General features: G+C 66.5%; 14 protein-coding genes. 8 read left to right on the top strand and 6 right to left on the bottom strand.

Translation table 11 applies throughout. From position 1 onward, the window contains the following. Nucleotides 1-5: 5 nt before the first annotated feature. The 4 genes from htpX to KHO41_RS08195 form a co-directional block, all read right to left on the bottom strand. Nucleotides 6-884: a protease HtpX gene (gene htpX, locus KHO41_RS08180; RefSeq protein WP_211952778.1), complete on the bottom strand. Its 879-nt coding sequence runs from the start codon at nucleotides 882-884 to the stop codon at nucleotides 6-8. Between the two features lie 113 nt (nucleotides 885-997). Continuing rightward, complete coding sequence (locus KHO41_RS08185) at nucleotides 998-1375, bottom strand: hypothetical protein (protein ID WP_244873747.1); 378 nt, start codon at nucleotides 1373-1375, stop codon at nucleotides 998-1000. A gap of 57 nt (nucleotides 1376-1432) precedes the next feature. After that, nucleotides 1433-3100 carry an NAD(P)-binding protein gene (locus tag KHO41_RS08190; RefSeq protein WP_211952796.1) on the bottom strand — a complete coding sequence of 556 codons (1668 nt, stop codon included), beginning with the start codon at nucleotides 3098-3100 and terminating at the stop codon, nucleotides 1433-1435. A gap of 21 nt (nucleotides 3101-3121) precedes the next feature. Beyond that, nucleotides 3122-4633, bottom strand: coding sequence for a polyamine aminopropyltransferase (locus KHO41_RS08195; RefSeq protein ID WP_211952779.1), 1512 nt, complete (start codon nucleotides 4631-4633; stop codon nucleotides 3122-3124). 180 nt (nucleotides 4634-4813) lie between these two features. Between KHO41_RS08195 and KHO41_RS08200 the strand changes: the two genes are divergently transcribed. The 8 genes from KHO41_RS08200 to KHO41_RS08235 all read left to right on the top strand — a co-directional run bounded on the left by KHO41_RS08200 (nucleotide 4814) and on the right by KHO41_RS08235 (nucleotide 10374). After that, nucleotides 4814-5200, top strand: a complete 387-nt coding sequence (locus tag KHO41_RS08200) for a DUF350 domain-containing protein (protein WP_211952797.1) — start codon at nucleotides 4814-4816, stop codon at nucleotides 5198-5200. A gap of 48 nt (nucleotides 5201-5248) precedes the next feature. Continuing rightward, complete coding sequence (locus KHO41_RS08205) at nucleotides 5249-6283, top strand: SPFH domain-containing protein (protein ID WP_211952780.1); 1035 nt, start codon at nucleotides 5249-5251, stop codon at nucleotides 6281-6283. 9 nt (nucleotides 6284-6292) lie between these two features. Then, complete coding sequence (locus KHO41_RS08210) at nucleotides 6293-7804, top strand: DUF4178 domain-containing protein (RefSeq protein WP_211952781.1); 1512 nt, start codon at nucleotides 6293-6295, stop codon at nucleotides 7802-7804. Nucleotides 7805-7808: 4 nt separating this feature from the next. Beyond that, a complete protein-coding gene (locus KHO41_RS08215; protein WP_211952782.1) occupies nucleotides 7809-7976 on the top strand; it encodes a hypothetical protein in 168 nt (55 codons plus the stop codon). A 10-nt stretch (nucleotides 7977-7986) separates the two neighbouring features. Next, on the top strand, nucleotides 7987-8367 hold the full coding sequence (speD, locus tag KHO41_RS08220; RefSeq protein WP_211952783.1) for an adenosylmethionine decarboxylase: 381 nt from the start codon (nucleotides 7987-7989) through the stop codon (nucleotides 8365-8367). 75 nt (nucleotides 8368-8442) lie between these two features. Then, nucleotides 8443-8892, top strand: coding sequence for a Cd(II)/Pb(II)-responsive transcriptional regulator (locus tag KHO41_RS08225; RefSeq protein WP_211952784.1), 450 nt, complete (start codon nucleotides 8443-8445; stop codon nucleotides 8890-8892). A 467-nt stretch (nucleotides 8893-9359) separates the two neighbouring features. After that, complete coding sequence (gene rnk / locus KHO41_RS08230) at nucleotides 9360-9779, top strand: nucleoside diphosphate kinase regulator (protein ID WP_211952785.1); 420 nt, start codon at nucleotides 9360-9362, stop codon at nucleotides 9777-9779. 277 nt (nucleotides 9780-10056) lie between these two features. Continuing rightward, nucleotides 10057-10374, top strand: a complete 318-nt coding sequence (locus KHO41_RS08235; protein ID WP_211952786.1) for a hypothetical protein — start codon at nucleotides 10057-10059, stop codon at nucleotides 10372-10374. 130 nt (nucleotides 10375-10504) lie between these two features. On the opposite strand, the gene KHO41_RS08240 is transcribed toward KHO41_RS08235, so the two are convergent. Continuing rightward, complete coding sequence (locus tag KHO41_RS08240) at nucleotides 10505-13639, bottom strand: multidrug efflux RND transporter permease subunit (protein WP_211952787.1); 3135 nt, start codon at nucleotides 13637-13639, stop codon at nucleotides 10505-10507. Between the two features lie 308 nt (nucleotides 13640-13947). Continuing rightward, nucleotides 13948-14823, bottom strand: a complete 876-nt coding sequence (ypfJ, locus tag KHO41_RS08245) for a KPN_02809 family neutral zinc metallopeptidase (RefSeq protein ID WP_211952788.1) — start codon at nucleotides 14821-14823, stop codon at nucleotides 13948-13950. Nucleotides 14824-15006: the final 183 nt, after the last annotated feature.

Raw genomic sequence — 15006 nt, forward strand, 5'->3', positions numbered from 1 at the left:
CGGCTTCAGCGTGCCGACTGCAGCGCCGCAATGCGCTGCTCGATCGGCGGATGGCTCGAGAACAGCTCCATCCACGACTTTCCACCTGCTATGCCCATGGCCTGCATGTTCTGCGGCAGCCCGTCCGCATCCAGTCCGCCCAAGCGGCGCAACGCGCCCACCATCGGCGTGGGCGAGCCCATCAGGCTTGCCGCACCGGCATCGGCTCGGAACTCGCGACGGCGAGAAAAAGCGGCCACGATGATGCTGGCCAGCACGCCGAAGACGATTTCGCAGACGATCACCGTGACCATGTAGCCAATACCGGGCCCGCTCGACTCCTCGTCGTTCTTGCGCAGCATCGAATCGACGAAGTAGCCGACCACGCGTGCGAGGAAGATCACGAACGTGTTGACCACGCCCTGGATCAGCGTGAGCGTGACCATGTCGCCATTGGCGATGTGGGCCACTTCATGCGCCAGCACGGCTTCCACCTCGTCATGCGACATCGACTGCAGCAGGCCGGTCGAAACGGCAACCAGCGAGCTGTTCTTCGTCGCGCCCGTCGCGAACGCATTGGGCTCGCCCTCGTACATCGCCACTTCCGGCATCGGCAGTCCGGCCTTCTGCGACAGCTTCTGCACGGTCTGCACCAGCCACAGTTCGGTGCTGGTGCTCGGGTGCGTAATGACCTGCGCACCGGTGGACCACTTGGCAATGGTCTTGGACATCAGCAGCGAAATGAAGGCGCCGCCGAAGCCCATCAGCGCGGCAAAGGCGAGCAGCATGCCGAGGTTGAGACCGTTCGAGGTCAGGAAGCGGTTCACGCCAAGGACGCTGGCGGTGATGCTGAGGACAAGCATGACGGCGAGGTTGGTCGCCAGGAAAAGCAGGACGCGTTTCATGAGAGTGGAGCAGGACAGCAGGAAAGACGCGGACAAGCCGCAGGCGCGCGCGGCGCGTCAACGGCGCAGCACGCAGGAACGGTCATGCGCGGCGATTGCCGCGCAGGTGGGGATCAGCCGCGCGGTGGACGCGGCAGCAGGGGAAGGTCGGGGTCAGGCAGGGCAGCGCCGGCGTAGCGCGGCAGCCCGGACTGGCCGGGACTGGCAGCAACGCGGAACTGCGGCGCGGGCAGAAGCTGCTCCGCAAGGTCGGAGCCGGGCGGTGAAGACTCGGCGGTTTCGGCCACTTCGGCCGGGGCGGTGCTCCCCGGCGCGGCATCTTCCATTGCCGTGCAGGCGCTGGCCGGATGGCTGTCGGCCTGCGCTGCCGCGCACGCGCTGGCATCCTGCACGTGCACGCCGCCACCGGCCCACGCCTGGAACGGCAGGTAGGCCAGCATCAGGACCAGCAGGAGGAGCCGGATGGTGCGCACGCGACAACGGAAACACAAAGGGGATGGCCCGAATTCTACAGGATGGCGCCGTGCCTCGCGGTGGCGTAATGATCGCTAGCCAACCATGCGTGCGGCGGCCCGGGTACCCCACCAGGCGGCCTCCTCGAACACCGACAGCCCCGACAGGTCGGCGTGCGCGAACTGGATGGGGCCGTCCACCGCACGCAGCGCCGCCGCGCCCGCGTTGGTCAGGAAGCCAGGCAGCGGCGACGCCATCGCGTGCCCGCGTGCAGTGATTTCCACACGATCGGCGTGACGCCAGAATCCGCGGCCGTAGACTTCGCGCAAGTCGGTCACGGCATAGTCCATCAGATCGGCCGGGCTGGCTTCGGCCAGCCAGCGCCGAACTTCGGCCGGCGCCGTGGCATGGCCGATTGCAGCGCCATCGAGCGGACAATACGCCGTGAAGACCGTACGCGCCGGCGGCGCTTGCCGGATCAGTTGGTGCGTCGCCACCACATAGCCGAGTGCGCGAGAACCATGGACGACGTTGTCCCAGGCCAGCGGCACGCCTGGGGCTTCCGCAGGAAAGCCTCGCAACTGGAAGCTCGATACCAGCCAGGCCGCATGGGGTGGCAGGTGGCGTGCCGCGTCGAAGCCGAAGCGCGCAAGCGGCATCAGATGCGCGGCTACGTGCAGCGGCATGGCGCAGATCACGCGCCGCGCACGCAACCGCACCGTGCGCGGTGCGCCGCTTGCGTCCGCCATGCCGGTGCAGAGCACATCGACGCCGTCGCGCGACTCCTCCACCTTGAGCGCCATGCCTGGGCGATGCCAGTCCGCACGGCCGGTCAGCGCGCCGATGCGCGCAGTCAGCTTCGACACCAGCCCGTGCAGCCCGTCAGGCCAGGTCAGCACCGCGCCATCCGCGGCGTTCTGCGCATGGCCGCCGCGGCTCGCGAAGTAGTGCAGGCCTGCCCATGCGGAGACGACATCGTGGCCGGCGCCGTAGTCGTCGCGGCAGCAATAATCGGCGTAGGCATGGAGCGTCGATGACGTGAAGCCTTCGTCCTGCAGCCACTGGCGGAAGGTGCGCGCATCGAGCGCCGTCCACTGCGGGTCCTGCGAGGCCAGCGCGAGCGGAATGGTGAAGACGCGGCGCCCGTCGTTGCCGCGTGCGTCGCGGAGTGCGCTGATACGCGCGAAGAAGCGCGCATGCTGCGTGCGTTCGTCGGCATCGAGTCCGTCGGTCGGCAGCAGGCCGTCATGCCACTGGCCGTTGCGGTAGTGCCGCTCTTCCGGCGCGTGGACGACGGCGCGCTCATCGAAGCGTGGTCGCGTGCTGAACGGACCCTGTTCGATCACGCCGACGTCCGCAAGCATTTCGCGCATATGCGTCGACTCCGCCGACGGCAGCGGCAGGTAATGCGCACCGCGTGGGAAGCCCAGGTCACCGAACTGCCCGGCCGCCGTATTGCCGCCGAACTCGGGACCGTCGATCACGATGAAATCGCGCATGCCCGCGCGCGCCAGTTGCCATGCGGCTGACAGGCCCGCGGCACCACTGCCGAGAATGGCGACATCCGTGCGTAGTTCGCCGTCGGGCTGCGGCAATCGCGCGTTGTCGCGCAATGCATGGCCCTGCGCCATGCCCGGGCGCAGCACGACAGGCGCGGGCTCATAGAGTCCCACGCCGGACAGAAAGCGGCGCGAGGCGTCGCCAAGCCGGTCGCAACCGGCCAGCGCGGCGGACGCGCCAATCAGGAACGTGCGTCGATCGATCACGGCGCTTTCGTCGACGGTTCAGCGAATGACATTGCCCCAGTCCCGCTCGAAGTCATGCACGAGCGATTGCTCGTTGAGGCGATTTGCATGGCCCGCGCGCGGCGCCATGTCGGGCGGGAAGCGGAACATCAGCGCGGTGCTGTCGGCGTCCAGGAATTTCATCGGCATGTCGTAGCGCGTCGGCGGCGTGTAGTCGCTGCGCTTGCCGGCGAGAATGAAGCCCCATTCGCCGAACGAGGGCACATAGGCATGGTAGGGCCATGTGTGCAGGCCGGCTTCGTGCAGCGTGGCATCGATGCCCCAGAACGAACGCGGCGCGTAATACGGCGAAGTCGACTGCACCACCGCATACCCCTTCTCGGCCAGATGGCGCGACAGCAGCCGGTACATCGGCACCGAATACAGCTTGCCCAGACCGAAGTTGGACGGATCTGGCAAGTCGACGATGATGGCGTCGAATACCTCGGCGTTCTGCTCCATCCATTGCGCCGCATCGGCGTTGACCACGGTCACGCGCGCGTCGCGCAGCGAGTCGCGGTTGAGCGCGCGCAGTGGCGCGCTTTGCGAGAACAGCGTGGTCATGGCCGGATCGAGATCAACCAGCGTCACATGCTCGATATTGCGGTGACGCAGGATCTCGCGCAGCGCAAGACCATCGCCGCCGCCGATCACGAGCACGCGGCGCGCCCACGGCAGCGCCTGCAGCACCGGGTGTACGAGCGCCTCATGGTAGCGGTGCTCGTCACGCGACGAGAACTGCAGGTTGCCGTTGATGTACAGGCGCAGGTCGTCCTTCCAGCGCGTGATCACGAGCCGCTGGTACGGTGTGGATTCGCTGTGGATAATCTCGTCGCCAAACAGTCCGCGTTCGGCCCAGTGCGTGAGCCGGTCCGAGCCGGCAAAGCCGGCGCCGAGCAGCGCGATGACTACCAGCGCACGCATCGTGCGCAGCGGCACCTGCGGCAGTTCGTCGCGAAACAGGCGCGTGGTGTAGAGCGCCACGGCCGCGTTGAGCATGCCGAACAGGAAGCCCGTGCGCGACAGGCCGAGCCGCGGCGCGAGCACCAGCGGGAAGACCAGCGACACCGCCAGCGCGCCCAGGTAGTCGAACGTCAGCACGCGGCTCACCAGATCGCTGAAGGCCGCGCGGCGCGCGTTCAGGATGCGCATGACCAGCGGGATCTCCATGCCCACGAGCACGCCGGTCAGGAACACCAGCGCATACAGCGCTGTGCGGAACGGCGCCGACAGCCACGCGAACACCACGAACAGCAGCGCCGCCGAGATGCCGCCGAGCAGGCCGACCAGCACCTCGATGTCGATGAAGCGGGCCAGCACGTCCTCGTCCTTCACATAGCGCGACAGCCACGACCCGACGCCCATGGCGAACAGGTAGCAGCCGATGATCGACGAGAACTGGAGGATGGAATCGCCCAGCAGGTAGCTGGACAGGGCGCCGGCGATCAGTTCGTAGCCAAGCCCGCAGGAGGCCACGATCAACACCGAAATAACGAGGGTACGGTCGCGCATCAGGCGGCAGTCTGGCGGGGTTTTGAACGGTTCGGGGAAGCTGGCGGATGAGACTGCGGATATACTTGCGGCGCATTCGCGCGCTGCCGGCGCAATCGTAGTCAAATGTCCTGTGTCGTCGAAATCGGCACGCATACCTACGCGAATACCGGCGCTGTCGACAACCGCTACGGAAACAGCATGCAACCGATCTACGCCTACGCACTGCACCTGCTGGCAAGCCTTGTCCTGCTTGCCGTGTTCGTCGGAGTCTACACCAGGATCACGCCGTTCCACGAGTTCACGCTGATCCGCCAGGGCAACATCGCGGCGGCGCTGTCGCTCGGTGGTGCGGTCCTCGGCTTCTGCTTTACGCTGTCTTCGTCGATCCAGCACAACGATACCTTTCCGACGTTCCTGTCGTGGGCGGTTGGCGCCATGATTGTCCAGGCGCTGGTGTACGCCGGCCTGACGCGCGCGCTGCCCGACATGGACGCCGCCATCGAATCCAACAACATCGGCATGGGCGCCCTGATGGGCACCATCTCGGTCACCGTGGGCGCGATCAACGCGGCCTGCCTGTCCTGAAACGCGTCCGACTACCGGATCGCGCATCCACGCAAGAGGAGCACTGACATGAGCATCGGTTCTTTCATCAAGAAGCAGTTCATCGACATCCTCCAGTGGACGGAGGACACGGACGGCGTGCTGGCCTGGCGCTATCCGATGGAGGACATGGAAATCCAGTACGGCGGCAGCCTGACCGTGCGCGAGTCGCAGATGGCGGTGTTCGTCAACGAAGGCAAGATCGCCGACGTGTTCGGTCCCGGCATGTACAAGCTCACCACGCAGACGCTGCCGGTGCTGACCTACCTGAAGAACTGGGACAAGCTGTTCGAATCGCCCTTCAAGTCGGACGTCTACTTCTTCAGCACGCGCCTGCAGATCGGCCGCAAGTGGGGGACGCCGCAACCCATCACGATCCGCGACGCGGACTTCGGCATGGTGCGGCTGCGCGCATTCGGCCTGTACTCGTACAAGGTTGCCGATGCGGGGAAGTTCTACAGCGAGATCAGCGGCACGCGTGCCGAATACACGCGTGACGAGGTCGAGGAGCAGTTGCGCAACCTGCTGATCGCCACCATGACGAACGCGCTCGGCGCCTCGTCGCTGCCGTTCCTCGACATGGCGGCCAACCAGGCGCTGATGTCGCAGACCATCCGCGAGCGGCTGGCGCCCGAGTTCGAGCGCTACGGCGTGGCGCTCGACAACTTCGCGGTCACCAATGTCTCGCTGCCGGAAGAGCTGCAGAAGGCCATCGACACGCGTATCTCGATGGGGATGATGGGGGACATGGCGAAGTACACGCAGTACCAGGTCGCCAGCTCGATCCCGCTGGCCGCGCAGAACGAGGGCGGCGTGGCAGGACTCGGCGCGAGCCTGGCTGCGGGCGCGGTGATGGGGCAGGCGATGGCTGGCGGACTAGCCGGAACCGCAGGGGCACCGGGCGTACCCGCGCCTGCGGTGCCGCCCGCGGCGCCGGCTGCGGCCGCGGCGGACGATCCCGCCGCGCGCCTCCAGAAGCTCAAGGAACTGCTCGACAAGAGCCTGATCACGCAGGCCGAGTTCGACAGCGCCAAGGCCGAGATCCTCAAGAAGCTGGTCGGCTGACGGGGCTGCATGCAACAGGTCAACTGTCCTGGTTGCGGCGCGGAGGTCGCGTTCCGCTCCTCCGCCGCCGTCATGGCCGTATGCGAGTACTGCCACAGCACGCTGGTCAAGGATGCCGAGTCGGTCAAAGACATCGGCAAGATGTCGGCCGTGCTCGAAGACTACACGCCGCTGCAGCTCAACACCTCGGGCCAGTGGCAGGGGCAGGGCTTCACGCTGGTGGGGCGCATCCAGCTGCGCTATGAAGCGGGGTTGTGGAACGAGTGGTACCTGCTGTTCGACGATGGCAGCGACGGCTGGCTGGCCGATGCCTCGGGCCAGTACATGCTCACGCGCCGCTTGTCGCCGGAACAGGCCGCGACAGGTCAGTTCGATACGCCGCCGAAGTTCGAGGCCCTGCGCCCAGGTGACAGCCTGTTCTTCGACAAGCGCCGCTGGCTCGCCGGCGACGTGCGCACCGCACGCTGCACGGGCGGTGAAGGCGAACTGCCGTTCGTCGTCGGCACGGGCTGGACGGCGCAGGTGGCCGACTTCCGCGATGAAGGCCGCTTCCTGACGCTCGACTATGCCGACGGCTTTCCGCCGGCCGTCTACACGGGCCAGCTTGTCACGCTGGATCAGCTCAAGACGCAATTGCTGCGTCCGGCTGACGAAATCGGCCGCACAGCGGACCGTTATCGCGGCAAGACGGTATCGCTGGCCTGCCCAAACTGCGGCAGCCCGATTGCCTATCGCGCCGGCATGGCGAGCTTCGTCGTCTGCGGCAGCTGCCACAGCGAAGTCGACTGCACCACGTCCACCGCCATCGTGCTGGAAAAGCACAAGGAACTGGAGGCGCTCAAGACCAGCCTGGCGCCCGGTGATACCGGCAATATCGGCGGCAAGCCCTACACCGTGCTCGGGCTCATGCAATGCACGGACAACGACGAGGACGAAGCGTCCACGTGGGTCGAATACCTGCTCTTCAACGAAGAGCGCGGCATGTTCTGGCTCGTGGAGCAGGACAGCGGCTGGGACAAGGTCGAGGTACTCGATACCTGGCCACGACTGTCTTCCGCCGACGTGGCGACCTGGCAGGGCGGCTTCTTCCGCAAGGGCTTCGACTATCGCAGCGAAGTGCTGTATGCCGCGGGCACCTTCAACTGGCGCGTGCGCGTGGGCGACAGCACGCAACTGACGGAATTCGGCAACCCGCAACAGCGCCTGACGCGCGAGACCACCGACACGGAAATCGTGTGGACCCGCTCCGTCCCGGTGACCCGTGTGCAGGTGGCGCAATGGTTCAAGGACAACAAGGCGCTCGCCAAGGCCGCCACGCGGCCGGACGCCGCTACGCGCAAGTCGCCGGACAACTCCGATCTCGCGTTCTGCCGCAAGGCCGCGAAGTGGTACGCCATCGTGCTGGCGATCCTCAACGTACCGGTGGTGCTGGTCAGAGACAGCGGCTGGATCACGCTGGTCTTCGCCATGCTGCTGCTGTGGGCACCGCTGTGGCTCGTGGGCCGCTGGTCAAAGGACTGACGACGTGCGACTTCTCTATCTGATCTACGGACTGATCGTGCTGTTCGGCGCGACGTTCTACAACCTCGGTTCCGGCACGGATTCCCGCTCGGGCGGCTCCGGTGGGGCCGGACGTGTTTGGGGCGGCAGCAGCGGCGGTGGCAGCTGGTCGTCGGGCGGTGGGCACAAGTGAGGCCGGCATCGTGAATGCGCCTCTGCTGCCGTGCCCGGCCGTGCTGGGCCGTCACCTGCTGCTCGACCTGCAGGGCGTTGCACCGGACCTGCTGACCGATGCGGCGTTGGTCGAACGTGTGCTGTACGCGTCGGCGCACGCCGCCGGGGCAACGCCAGTGGATGCACGCTTCCAGCATTTCGGTCCGGGACTTGGCGTTACGGGCGTGCTGCTGCTCAAGGAATCGCATATCAGCATCCATACGTGGCCTGAGTACGGCTTCGCGGCTGTGGATATCTTCATGTGCGGCACGGCCCGCCCGGAACTGGCCGCGCAGCATATCCGCGACGCATTTGCGCCGCGCACGATGACGCTGCGCGACGAGGCCCGCGGGATCGCCGGGTGCCGCTGACGCCGCCTCGGCAAACGATTCGCTTCTGGACTACACTGCGTTCAACCCCGTAGTCACTACAGAGATTCCAGCACCATGCGAATTGGCGAGCTCTCCCGGCACAGCGGTTGCGACGTCGAAACCATCCGGTACTACGAGCGCGAAGGCGTGCTCGATGCCCCGCAGCGCGAAGACAACGGCTACCGCCGCTACGGCGAGCCTCATCTGGTCCAGCTCAATTTCGTGCGGCATTGCCGCTCGCTGGGCATGAGCCTGTCGGACGTGCGCCGGCTGCGTGACTTCGAGCGCAACCCGTCGCAGGACTGTGACGACGTCAACGCGCTGCTGGACCGCCAGATCGAGCAGATCCATGCGCAGCGCGTGGCGCTGGAAGCGCTGGAAAGCCAGTTGCGCGCGTTGCGCGAGACCTGCCACCACCAGCACCAGGCCGCCAGCGAATGCGGCATCCTGCAGAACCTGCAGCAGGCGGCGGCCGGGGCGCCGTGCGAGTGCCACGCGCATCCAAGCGGCGGGCACGCCGGTTGACGGCCGCGCACGCCGCACGGCCTGTGCTACGATCCCAGTTCCCCTCTCTGCACCAGACCGGTGCGGGTGATTCCAGTTCCTAGTGCCTGTTATTCGCGTGACCACCATGCCAGCTCGCCAATCGCTGTCCGCCGTTCCTGCCCGCACCGCGCGGCAGGCGTGCGTGCGCGCCGGTGCCATGGCCCTGGCCACGCGCATGACGCCTCGACGCCGGGTCAGCGCTCCGCCTGATCCCGCCCGGTTCCCAGCCTGACCGTCCCCACCGGGGCCCGGGCCGAACCGGGCCCTAGCCCTACGCCAGTGTCCTGACACGCGTGCGTTCCGCGCGACTTGCAGCCGTGTGACGCACCGATGCAGCTTTCGCTTCACCGTTTCTGATGTTCCCGCATGTCCGGTGCCGGCATTGCCGCCCCGCCAACGATGCCGGGCCAAACCTGATCACTACGACCCTTGATGGAGGATTAGCCATGACGGCCACCAACCCGACCGCACCGACCCTCTACCTGACCGAACTCGACGTCACGCGCCTGGAGCGCATTGCCAGCCGCCCCGGCGCCGGCCCCATGGCCGACATGCTCGATGCGCTGCTCGCACGCGCGGCAATCGTCGCGCCGCAAGACATCCCGACCGATGTCGTCACCATGAACTCCCGCCTGGTCTGCGCGCTGCAGGGCGACGCGACGCCGCGCCTGTGGACGCTGGTCTACCCCGATGAAGCCGATTTCGATGCAGGCCGCCTGTCGGTGCTGTCGCCGGTGGGCCAGGCGCTGCTGGGCGCGCGCGCGGGCGAGACCGTGAGCTATCGCCTGCCCGATGGCCGTGAACAGCACGTCACGGTGACGGAGATCACCTTCCAGCCCGAGGCCAGCGGCCAATACACGCTCTGACCCTGTGCAACGGGCACCGCACGGCATACGCGTGCGGGCCCGCAGGCTCATTGCCGGGCCCAGGCAGGGCCGCATGCCGATGGCGCTCCACACGCACCGTTCGTCAGCAAGGTCGTCGTTTCACGACTAGCAACTCACCATTCGTCGCAGCGTCATTTCCGATGGCGCGACCTGTGACTAAGCTTCAGTCCGTGCTCGCATCACAACAAAGATTGTGTAGCGGCAAGAAGTTAGCCGGTCACATAAAGAAAGACGAAATCAGTTGAAGGAGTCCGAAATGATCGCCAAACGCATTCTTGGCGGCGCGTTCGTGGTAGCGGCCCTGGCCGTGTCGGCCGCGTCGATTGCTGCCCCTGCCGCGACCAGCAAGGCAGGCAAGTTTGATGTCTACGCCGACGCACTGCGCACCGGCAAGTTCGACCCGTACGTAGATGGTGCCAAGCAAGGCAAATACGACGTCTACACGGACGGCGCCAAGCAAGGCAAGTACGACGTCTATACGGACGGCGCAGCAGCATTCAGCGGCGAGATTTCCGCGAACTCGACCGACAACTCGCGCACTGGCGACGGCTCGCTGTACGGCTACCGCGTCTGACGCGCATCCCCCAGGGTTCTTCCGGAACCTGCAGCGGCCACCTCGGTGGCCGCAAGTTTTCTCTCCCGCCTGCCCGGCAGACCTCCTCCTCCTTCTCTCTGCGCCGGGCAGGCGATTTTTCCCCGATTGATCAGTTCGTGATGCCAGCATCGGCTGCTTCGCTCGCCGTGCGTGCGTGCTTTGGCGCTGACCATCGCGCAATCGACGCATAGAGCAGCGGTATCGCGAGCGTACCGAGCACTGTCGCGCCGAGCATCCCACCCAGCACGCCGGTACCCACGGCTTGTTGCGCACCGGCGCCCGGGCCCGTACTGATGGCCAGAGGCACCACGCCCAGGATGAATGCGAGCGACGTCATCACCACCGGGCGCAGGCGCTGCCGTGCTGCCATACCGACTGCTTCCACGAGGCCGCGCCCATCGCGCCGGAGTTGCTCCGCATACTCGACGATCAGGATCGCGTTCTTCGCGGCCAGGCCCATGATCACGACCACGCCGACCTTGAAGTACACGTCGTTGGGCATGCCGCGCAGCCAGATCGCGGCGGCGGCGCCCATCAGGCCCGTGGGAACGATGGCCAGCACGGCCAGCGGCAGTGTCCAGCTTTCATACAGCGCGACCAGGCACAGGAAGATGAACAGCATCGACAGCGCGAACAGCCACGGCGCCTGCGTGCCGGTCTGCTGCTGCTCGAACGCGCGGCCGGTCCAGCGCACGTCGTATTCGGGGCCCAGTTCGCGCACCAGTTCCGTCAGCCTTGCCATCGCGGTGCCGGTGGCGCTGCCGGGTGCGACCTCGGCATTGATGCGTACCGAGCTGAAGCCGTCGAAGCGCTCCAGCGTGGTCTCGCCGCGGCCCCATTCAAGGCTCGCGAAGGCGCCAAGCGATACCATCGCGCCGCTCGCATTGCGCACATGCACGCGTGCCAGCTGCTGCGGATGCATGCGATACGGCGCATCGGCCTGCAGAATCACGCGCCGCACGCGGCCCTCGCGCGCGACTTCGTCGATGTAGCGTGACCCGAGCGTAGCCGACAGCGCATGGTGGATCGATTCGGCATCGACGCCGAAGCTTTCGGCCTTGCGATAGTCGATCGACAGATCGAGTGCAGGCACCGGCTCGCCGACACTGGCACGCACCTCGCCGAGCACCGGGTCGTCCTTCGCTTTTTCCAGCAGGCGATCACGCGCAGCGAACAAGGCCTCGCGGCCTACCGGCTGGCGCGCGATCAGGCGCATGTCGAGCCCGCCCACGCTGCCGAGTTCCGGCAACGCCGAGCTGTTGTACGCGAAGAGCTGTGCACTGCCGCGGCCCGGCCATTGTTCTAGCCCCTTCTGCAGGCGCGCGAGCACGGCCTGCGCATTGTCCTTGCGACCGCGTGCGTTCCAGTCCGTCAGACCGATAAAGAGACTCGCACGCTGCTCGCCGCTGCCGCCGCTGGACCATCCGAGCACGGCGAAGCTCGAGCGCACAGGGAATTGTTCGGTGTGCATCCAACGCTCAAGGTCGGCTACCAGCCGTCGCGTTTCCGCTTGCGTGCTGCCTGCGGGCAGTTCGATGTCGACCACGAGTTCGCCGGTGTCTTCCTCGGGCAGGAAGCCGCCCGGCATCTTCCACAGCGCATACCCGCACGCGACGGTCAGCGCCAGATACACCGCTAGCCAGCGCATGCGACGCCGTTGCAGCGCGTGCACCCAGCCCGCATAGCGCGTTGTGACTGCCGTGAAGCGTGCATCGAACCACGCCAGCGGGCCGCGTGCCGGCGCGGCGCTGTGGCGCAGCAGGCTCGCGCACATGGCAGGCGCCAGCGACAGCGCGAAGAACAGCGAGAACGCGATCGAAATCGCCAGCGTGATGGCGAAGTGGCGATAGATCACGCCGACCGCGCTGCCGAAGAACGCCATCGGCACGAACACCGCGCACAGCACGAGCGTGACCGCGAGCAGCGCGCCCGAGACTTCACGCATCGACCGTGCGGCGGCTTCCATGGCGCCAACGCCATCGGTGCGCATGATGCGCTCGACGTTTTCCACAACGACGATGGCGTCGTCGACCAGGATACCGATCGCCAGCACCACGCCGAACAGCGTGATCACGTTCAGCGACAGACCGAACGCATACAGGCAAGCCACGGTCCCCAGCAGCGACACCGGCACCACGATGCACGGAATCAGCGTCGCACGCAGGTTGCCGAGGAACAGGTACAGGATCAGGAACACCAGCACCGTGGCTTCGGCCAGCGTGAGCAGCACGCGCGAGATCGATGCCTCGACGAAATGCGCACCGTCGTAGGAGATCTCATAGCGCACGCCGTGCGGAAAGCCCTTGCTTGCGGCATCGAGCGCGGCGCGCACGGCGCGCGAGGTGGCCAGCACATTGGCGCCATCGGCCAGCTTCAGGCCGATCGACGCGGCCTGATGGCCATTGAGCGTCGAGCCATAGCGATAGTCGCTGGCCGCCAGTTCCACGCGCGCAACATCGCGCAGCAGCACGGCGGAGCCATCCACGGCCGCGCGCACGACGATGCGGCCGAACGCCTCCGGATCGCTCATCGGCGCGGGCGGACGCACGATCGCCTGGAACGGCTGCCCCGGCACGGCCGGTGAAGCGCCAAGCTGGCCCGGCGTCACGTTGCCATTGCGTGCGCGGATCGCAGCCTCCACATCTGCCGTGGTGAGGTTGTACGCATGCAGCTTGTCGGGATCGAACCAGATGCGCAGCGCGTACTCGGCGCCATACGGCTCGGCCTTGCCGATACCGGGCAGGCGGCGTAGCAACGGCAGTACCGACCCGGCCGCGAAATCGCCGAGCGCGGTTTCGTCGAGATGGCCGCCATCCGCCACCAGCGACACATACATGAAGGCACTGCTGCTGGCCTGGTCCACATACACGCCGCCGCGCCGCACGGCTTCCGGCAACAGCGGCTCGGCCTGCGACACGCGGTTGCGTACATTGACCTGCGCGAGTTGCGGATCGGTGCCCTGGCGGAAGCCGAGGGTTACGGTCGCGCTGCCACCTTCGCTGCTCGAATCGAGATAGAGCAGGCCCGGGATGCCATGCATCTGCTGCTCGAGCACGGCGGTGACGCGGTCCTCCACGGTACGCGCGGACGCACCGGGGTAATCGGCGTAAAGGATCACCGTCGGGGGTGCCACCGCCGGATACTGGGCGATGGGGATGCGGTTCAGGGCCACGAGCCCCGCCACCACGGTCAGGATGGCCAGCACCCAGGCAAAGGCCGGGCGGGTCAGGAAGAATGACGCCATGTCAGGTCAGGCTGGCACGGGCGCGCACGGCGAGAACAAGATCGGCCGCGGCTCCGATGCGGGTTGGAACGGAACGGCTTCTTGCGGGGAAAGGGATTGCGCTTGTGCAGAGCCGGATGGCCGCTGCAACGCGCTGCACAGAGGCTCGCGGAACGCGCCGCGGAGCTGGGCCGGGGAGCCATTGCCCACGCGCGAGGAGCGAGGGCGGGATGCCAGGCCACGGCCGTCGGATTGCGGCCTTGGCGGCGATTATAGGCGGGGACTATGACACGAACAACGTCCGCATCACATGCAACGGGTTGAGGAGGTCAGAGCTGGCGCGCCGCGAACGTGTCGCACTTGCGGACGTCACCGGTGGTCAGGCCCTGGCGCAGCCAGCGCACGCGCTGCTCGCTGGTGCCGTGCGTGAACGCTTCCGGCACCACATAGCCCTGCGCCTGGCGCTGCAGGCGGTCATCGCCGATCGCGGCAGCGGCCTTCAGGCCTTCCTCGATATCGCCGGGTTCGAGCAACTGCTGGTTCGCGCGTTGCGCGGTCGCGGCCCAGACGCCGGCCAGGCAGTCCGCCTGCAGTTCCATGCGCACCGAAAGCTGGTTGGCTTGTGCCTCGCCCATGCGGCGGCGCGCGGCATCGACCTTGTCGGAGACACCCAGCAGGTTCTGCACATGGTGGCCGATCTCGTGGGCGATCACATACGCTTGCGCGAAATCGCCGCCGGCGCCGAAGCGCTGGCGCAGTTCGTCATAGAAGGCCAGGTCGATATACACCTTGTGATCGCCGGGGCAGTAGAACGGGCCCATGGCTGATTGCCCTGTACCGCACGCCGTCGGCGTGGCACCCGAGAACAGCACGAGCTTGGGCGGCTCGTAGCGGCGGTTGAGCTCGGTCTCGAAGATGTGTTCCCAAGTTCGCTCGGTATTGCCGAGCACCTTCTTCGTGAACACCGTCAGCTTGTCAGTGGCCGGTGGCCGGTTGACTTGTTGCTGCTGCGGTGCTTGCTGGCCCTGCAGGACGGATGCGCCCTGCATGATTACCGACGGGTCGACGCCGAAGAAATACGACGCGGCAAGGGCGATGATGACGGTGCCGATGCCGATGGTCTTCGGACCACCGAACCCGCCACCGCCAAAGCCGCCACGGCGGTCTTCAACGTTTTGGCTTTCGGCTTCGTCATCTAGACGCATGGGGGCTCCGAGGGGATGGGGTTTTGGAGGGTATGGAAGGGAGTATAGCAATGAGGGGTGTTGTGCTTGGCAGGCGCGGCTGTTTCGCCGGCGTAGCCGGCGAGTCACTTTTGTCCGAGCGACAAAAGTAACCAAAAACGCGTTTTGGTTGCCCCAAAGGGGCGAATTTTTATCGTAGTGTGC

This window comes from Cupriavidus numazuensis (assembly GCF_905397435.1).
GTDB lineage: Bacteria > Pseudomonadota > Gammaproteobacteria > Burkholderiales > Burkholderiaceae > Cupriavidus > Cupriavidus numazuensis.

Excerpts from the sequence above, each read along its gene's own strand:
- KHO41_RS08200 (WP_211952797.1), top strand. The coding sequence starts at position 4,814 with ATGCAACCGATCTACGCCTACGCACTGCACCTGCTGGCAAGCCTTGTC.
- KHO41_RS08235 (WP_211952786.1), top strand. The coding sequence starts at position 10,057 with ATGATCGCCAAACGCATTCTTGGCGGCGCGTTCGTGGTAGCGGCCCTG.
- KHO41_RS08240 (WP_211952787.1), bottom strand. The coding sequence starts at position 13,639 with ATGGCGTCATTCTTCCTGACCCGCCCGGCCTTTGCCTGGGTGCTGGCC.
- rnk (WP_211952785.1), top strand. The coding sequence starts at position 9,360 with ATGACGGCCACCAACCCGACCGCACCGACCCTCTACCTGACCGAACTC.
- ypfJ (WP_211952788.1), bottom strand. The coding sequence starts at position 14,823 with ATGCGTCTAGATGACGAAGCCGAAAGCCAAAACGTTGAAGACCGCCGT.
- KHO41_RS08195 (WP_211952779.1), bottom strand. The coding sequence starts at position 4,633 with ATGCGCGACCGTACCCTCGTTATTTCGGTGTTGATCGTGGCCTCCTGC.
- KHO41_RS08205 (WP_211952780.1), top strand. The coding sequence starts at position 5,249 with ATGAGCATCGGTTCTTTCATCAAGAAGCAGTTCATCGACATCCTCCAG.
- KHO41_RS08225 (WP_211952784.1), top strand. The coding sequence starts at position 8,443 with ATGCGAATTGGCGAGCTCTCCCGGCACAGCGGTTGCGACGTCGAAACC.
- htpX (WP_211952778.1), bottom strand. The coding sequence starts at position 884 with ATGAAACGCGTCCTGCTTTTCCTGGCGACCAACCTCGCCGTCATGCTT.
- KHO41_RS08210 (WP_211952781.1), top strand. The coding sequence starts at position 6,293 with ATGCAACAGGTCAACTGTCCTGGTTGCGGCGCGGAGGTCGCGTTCCGC.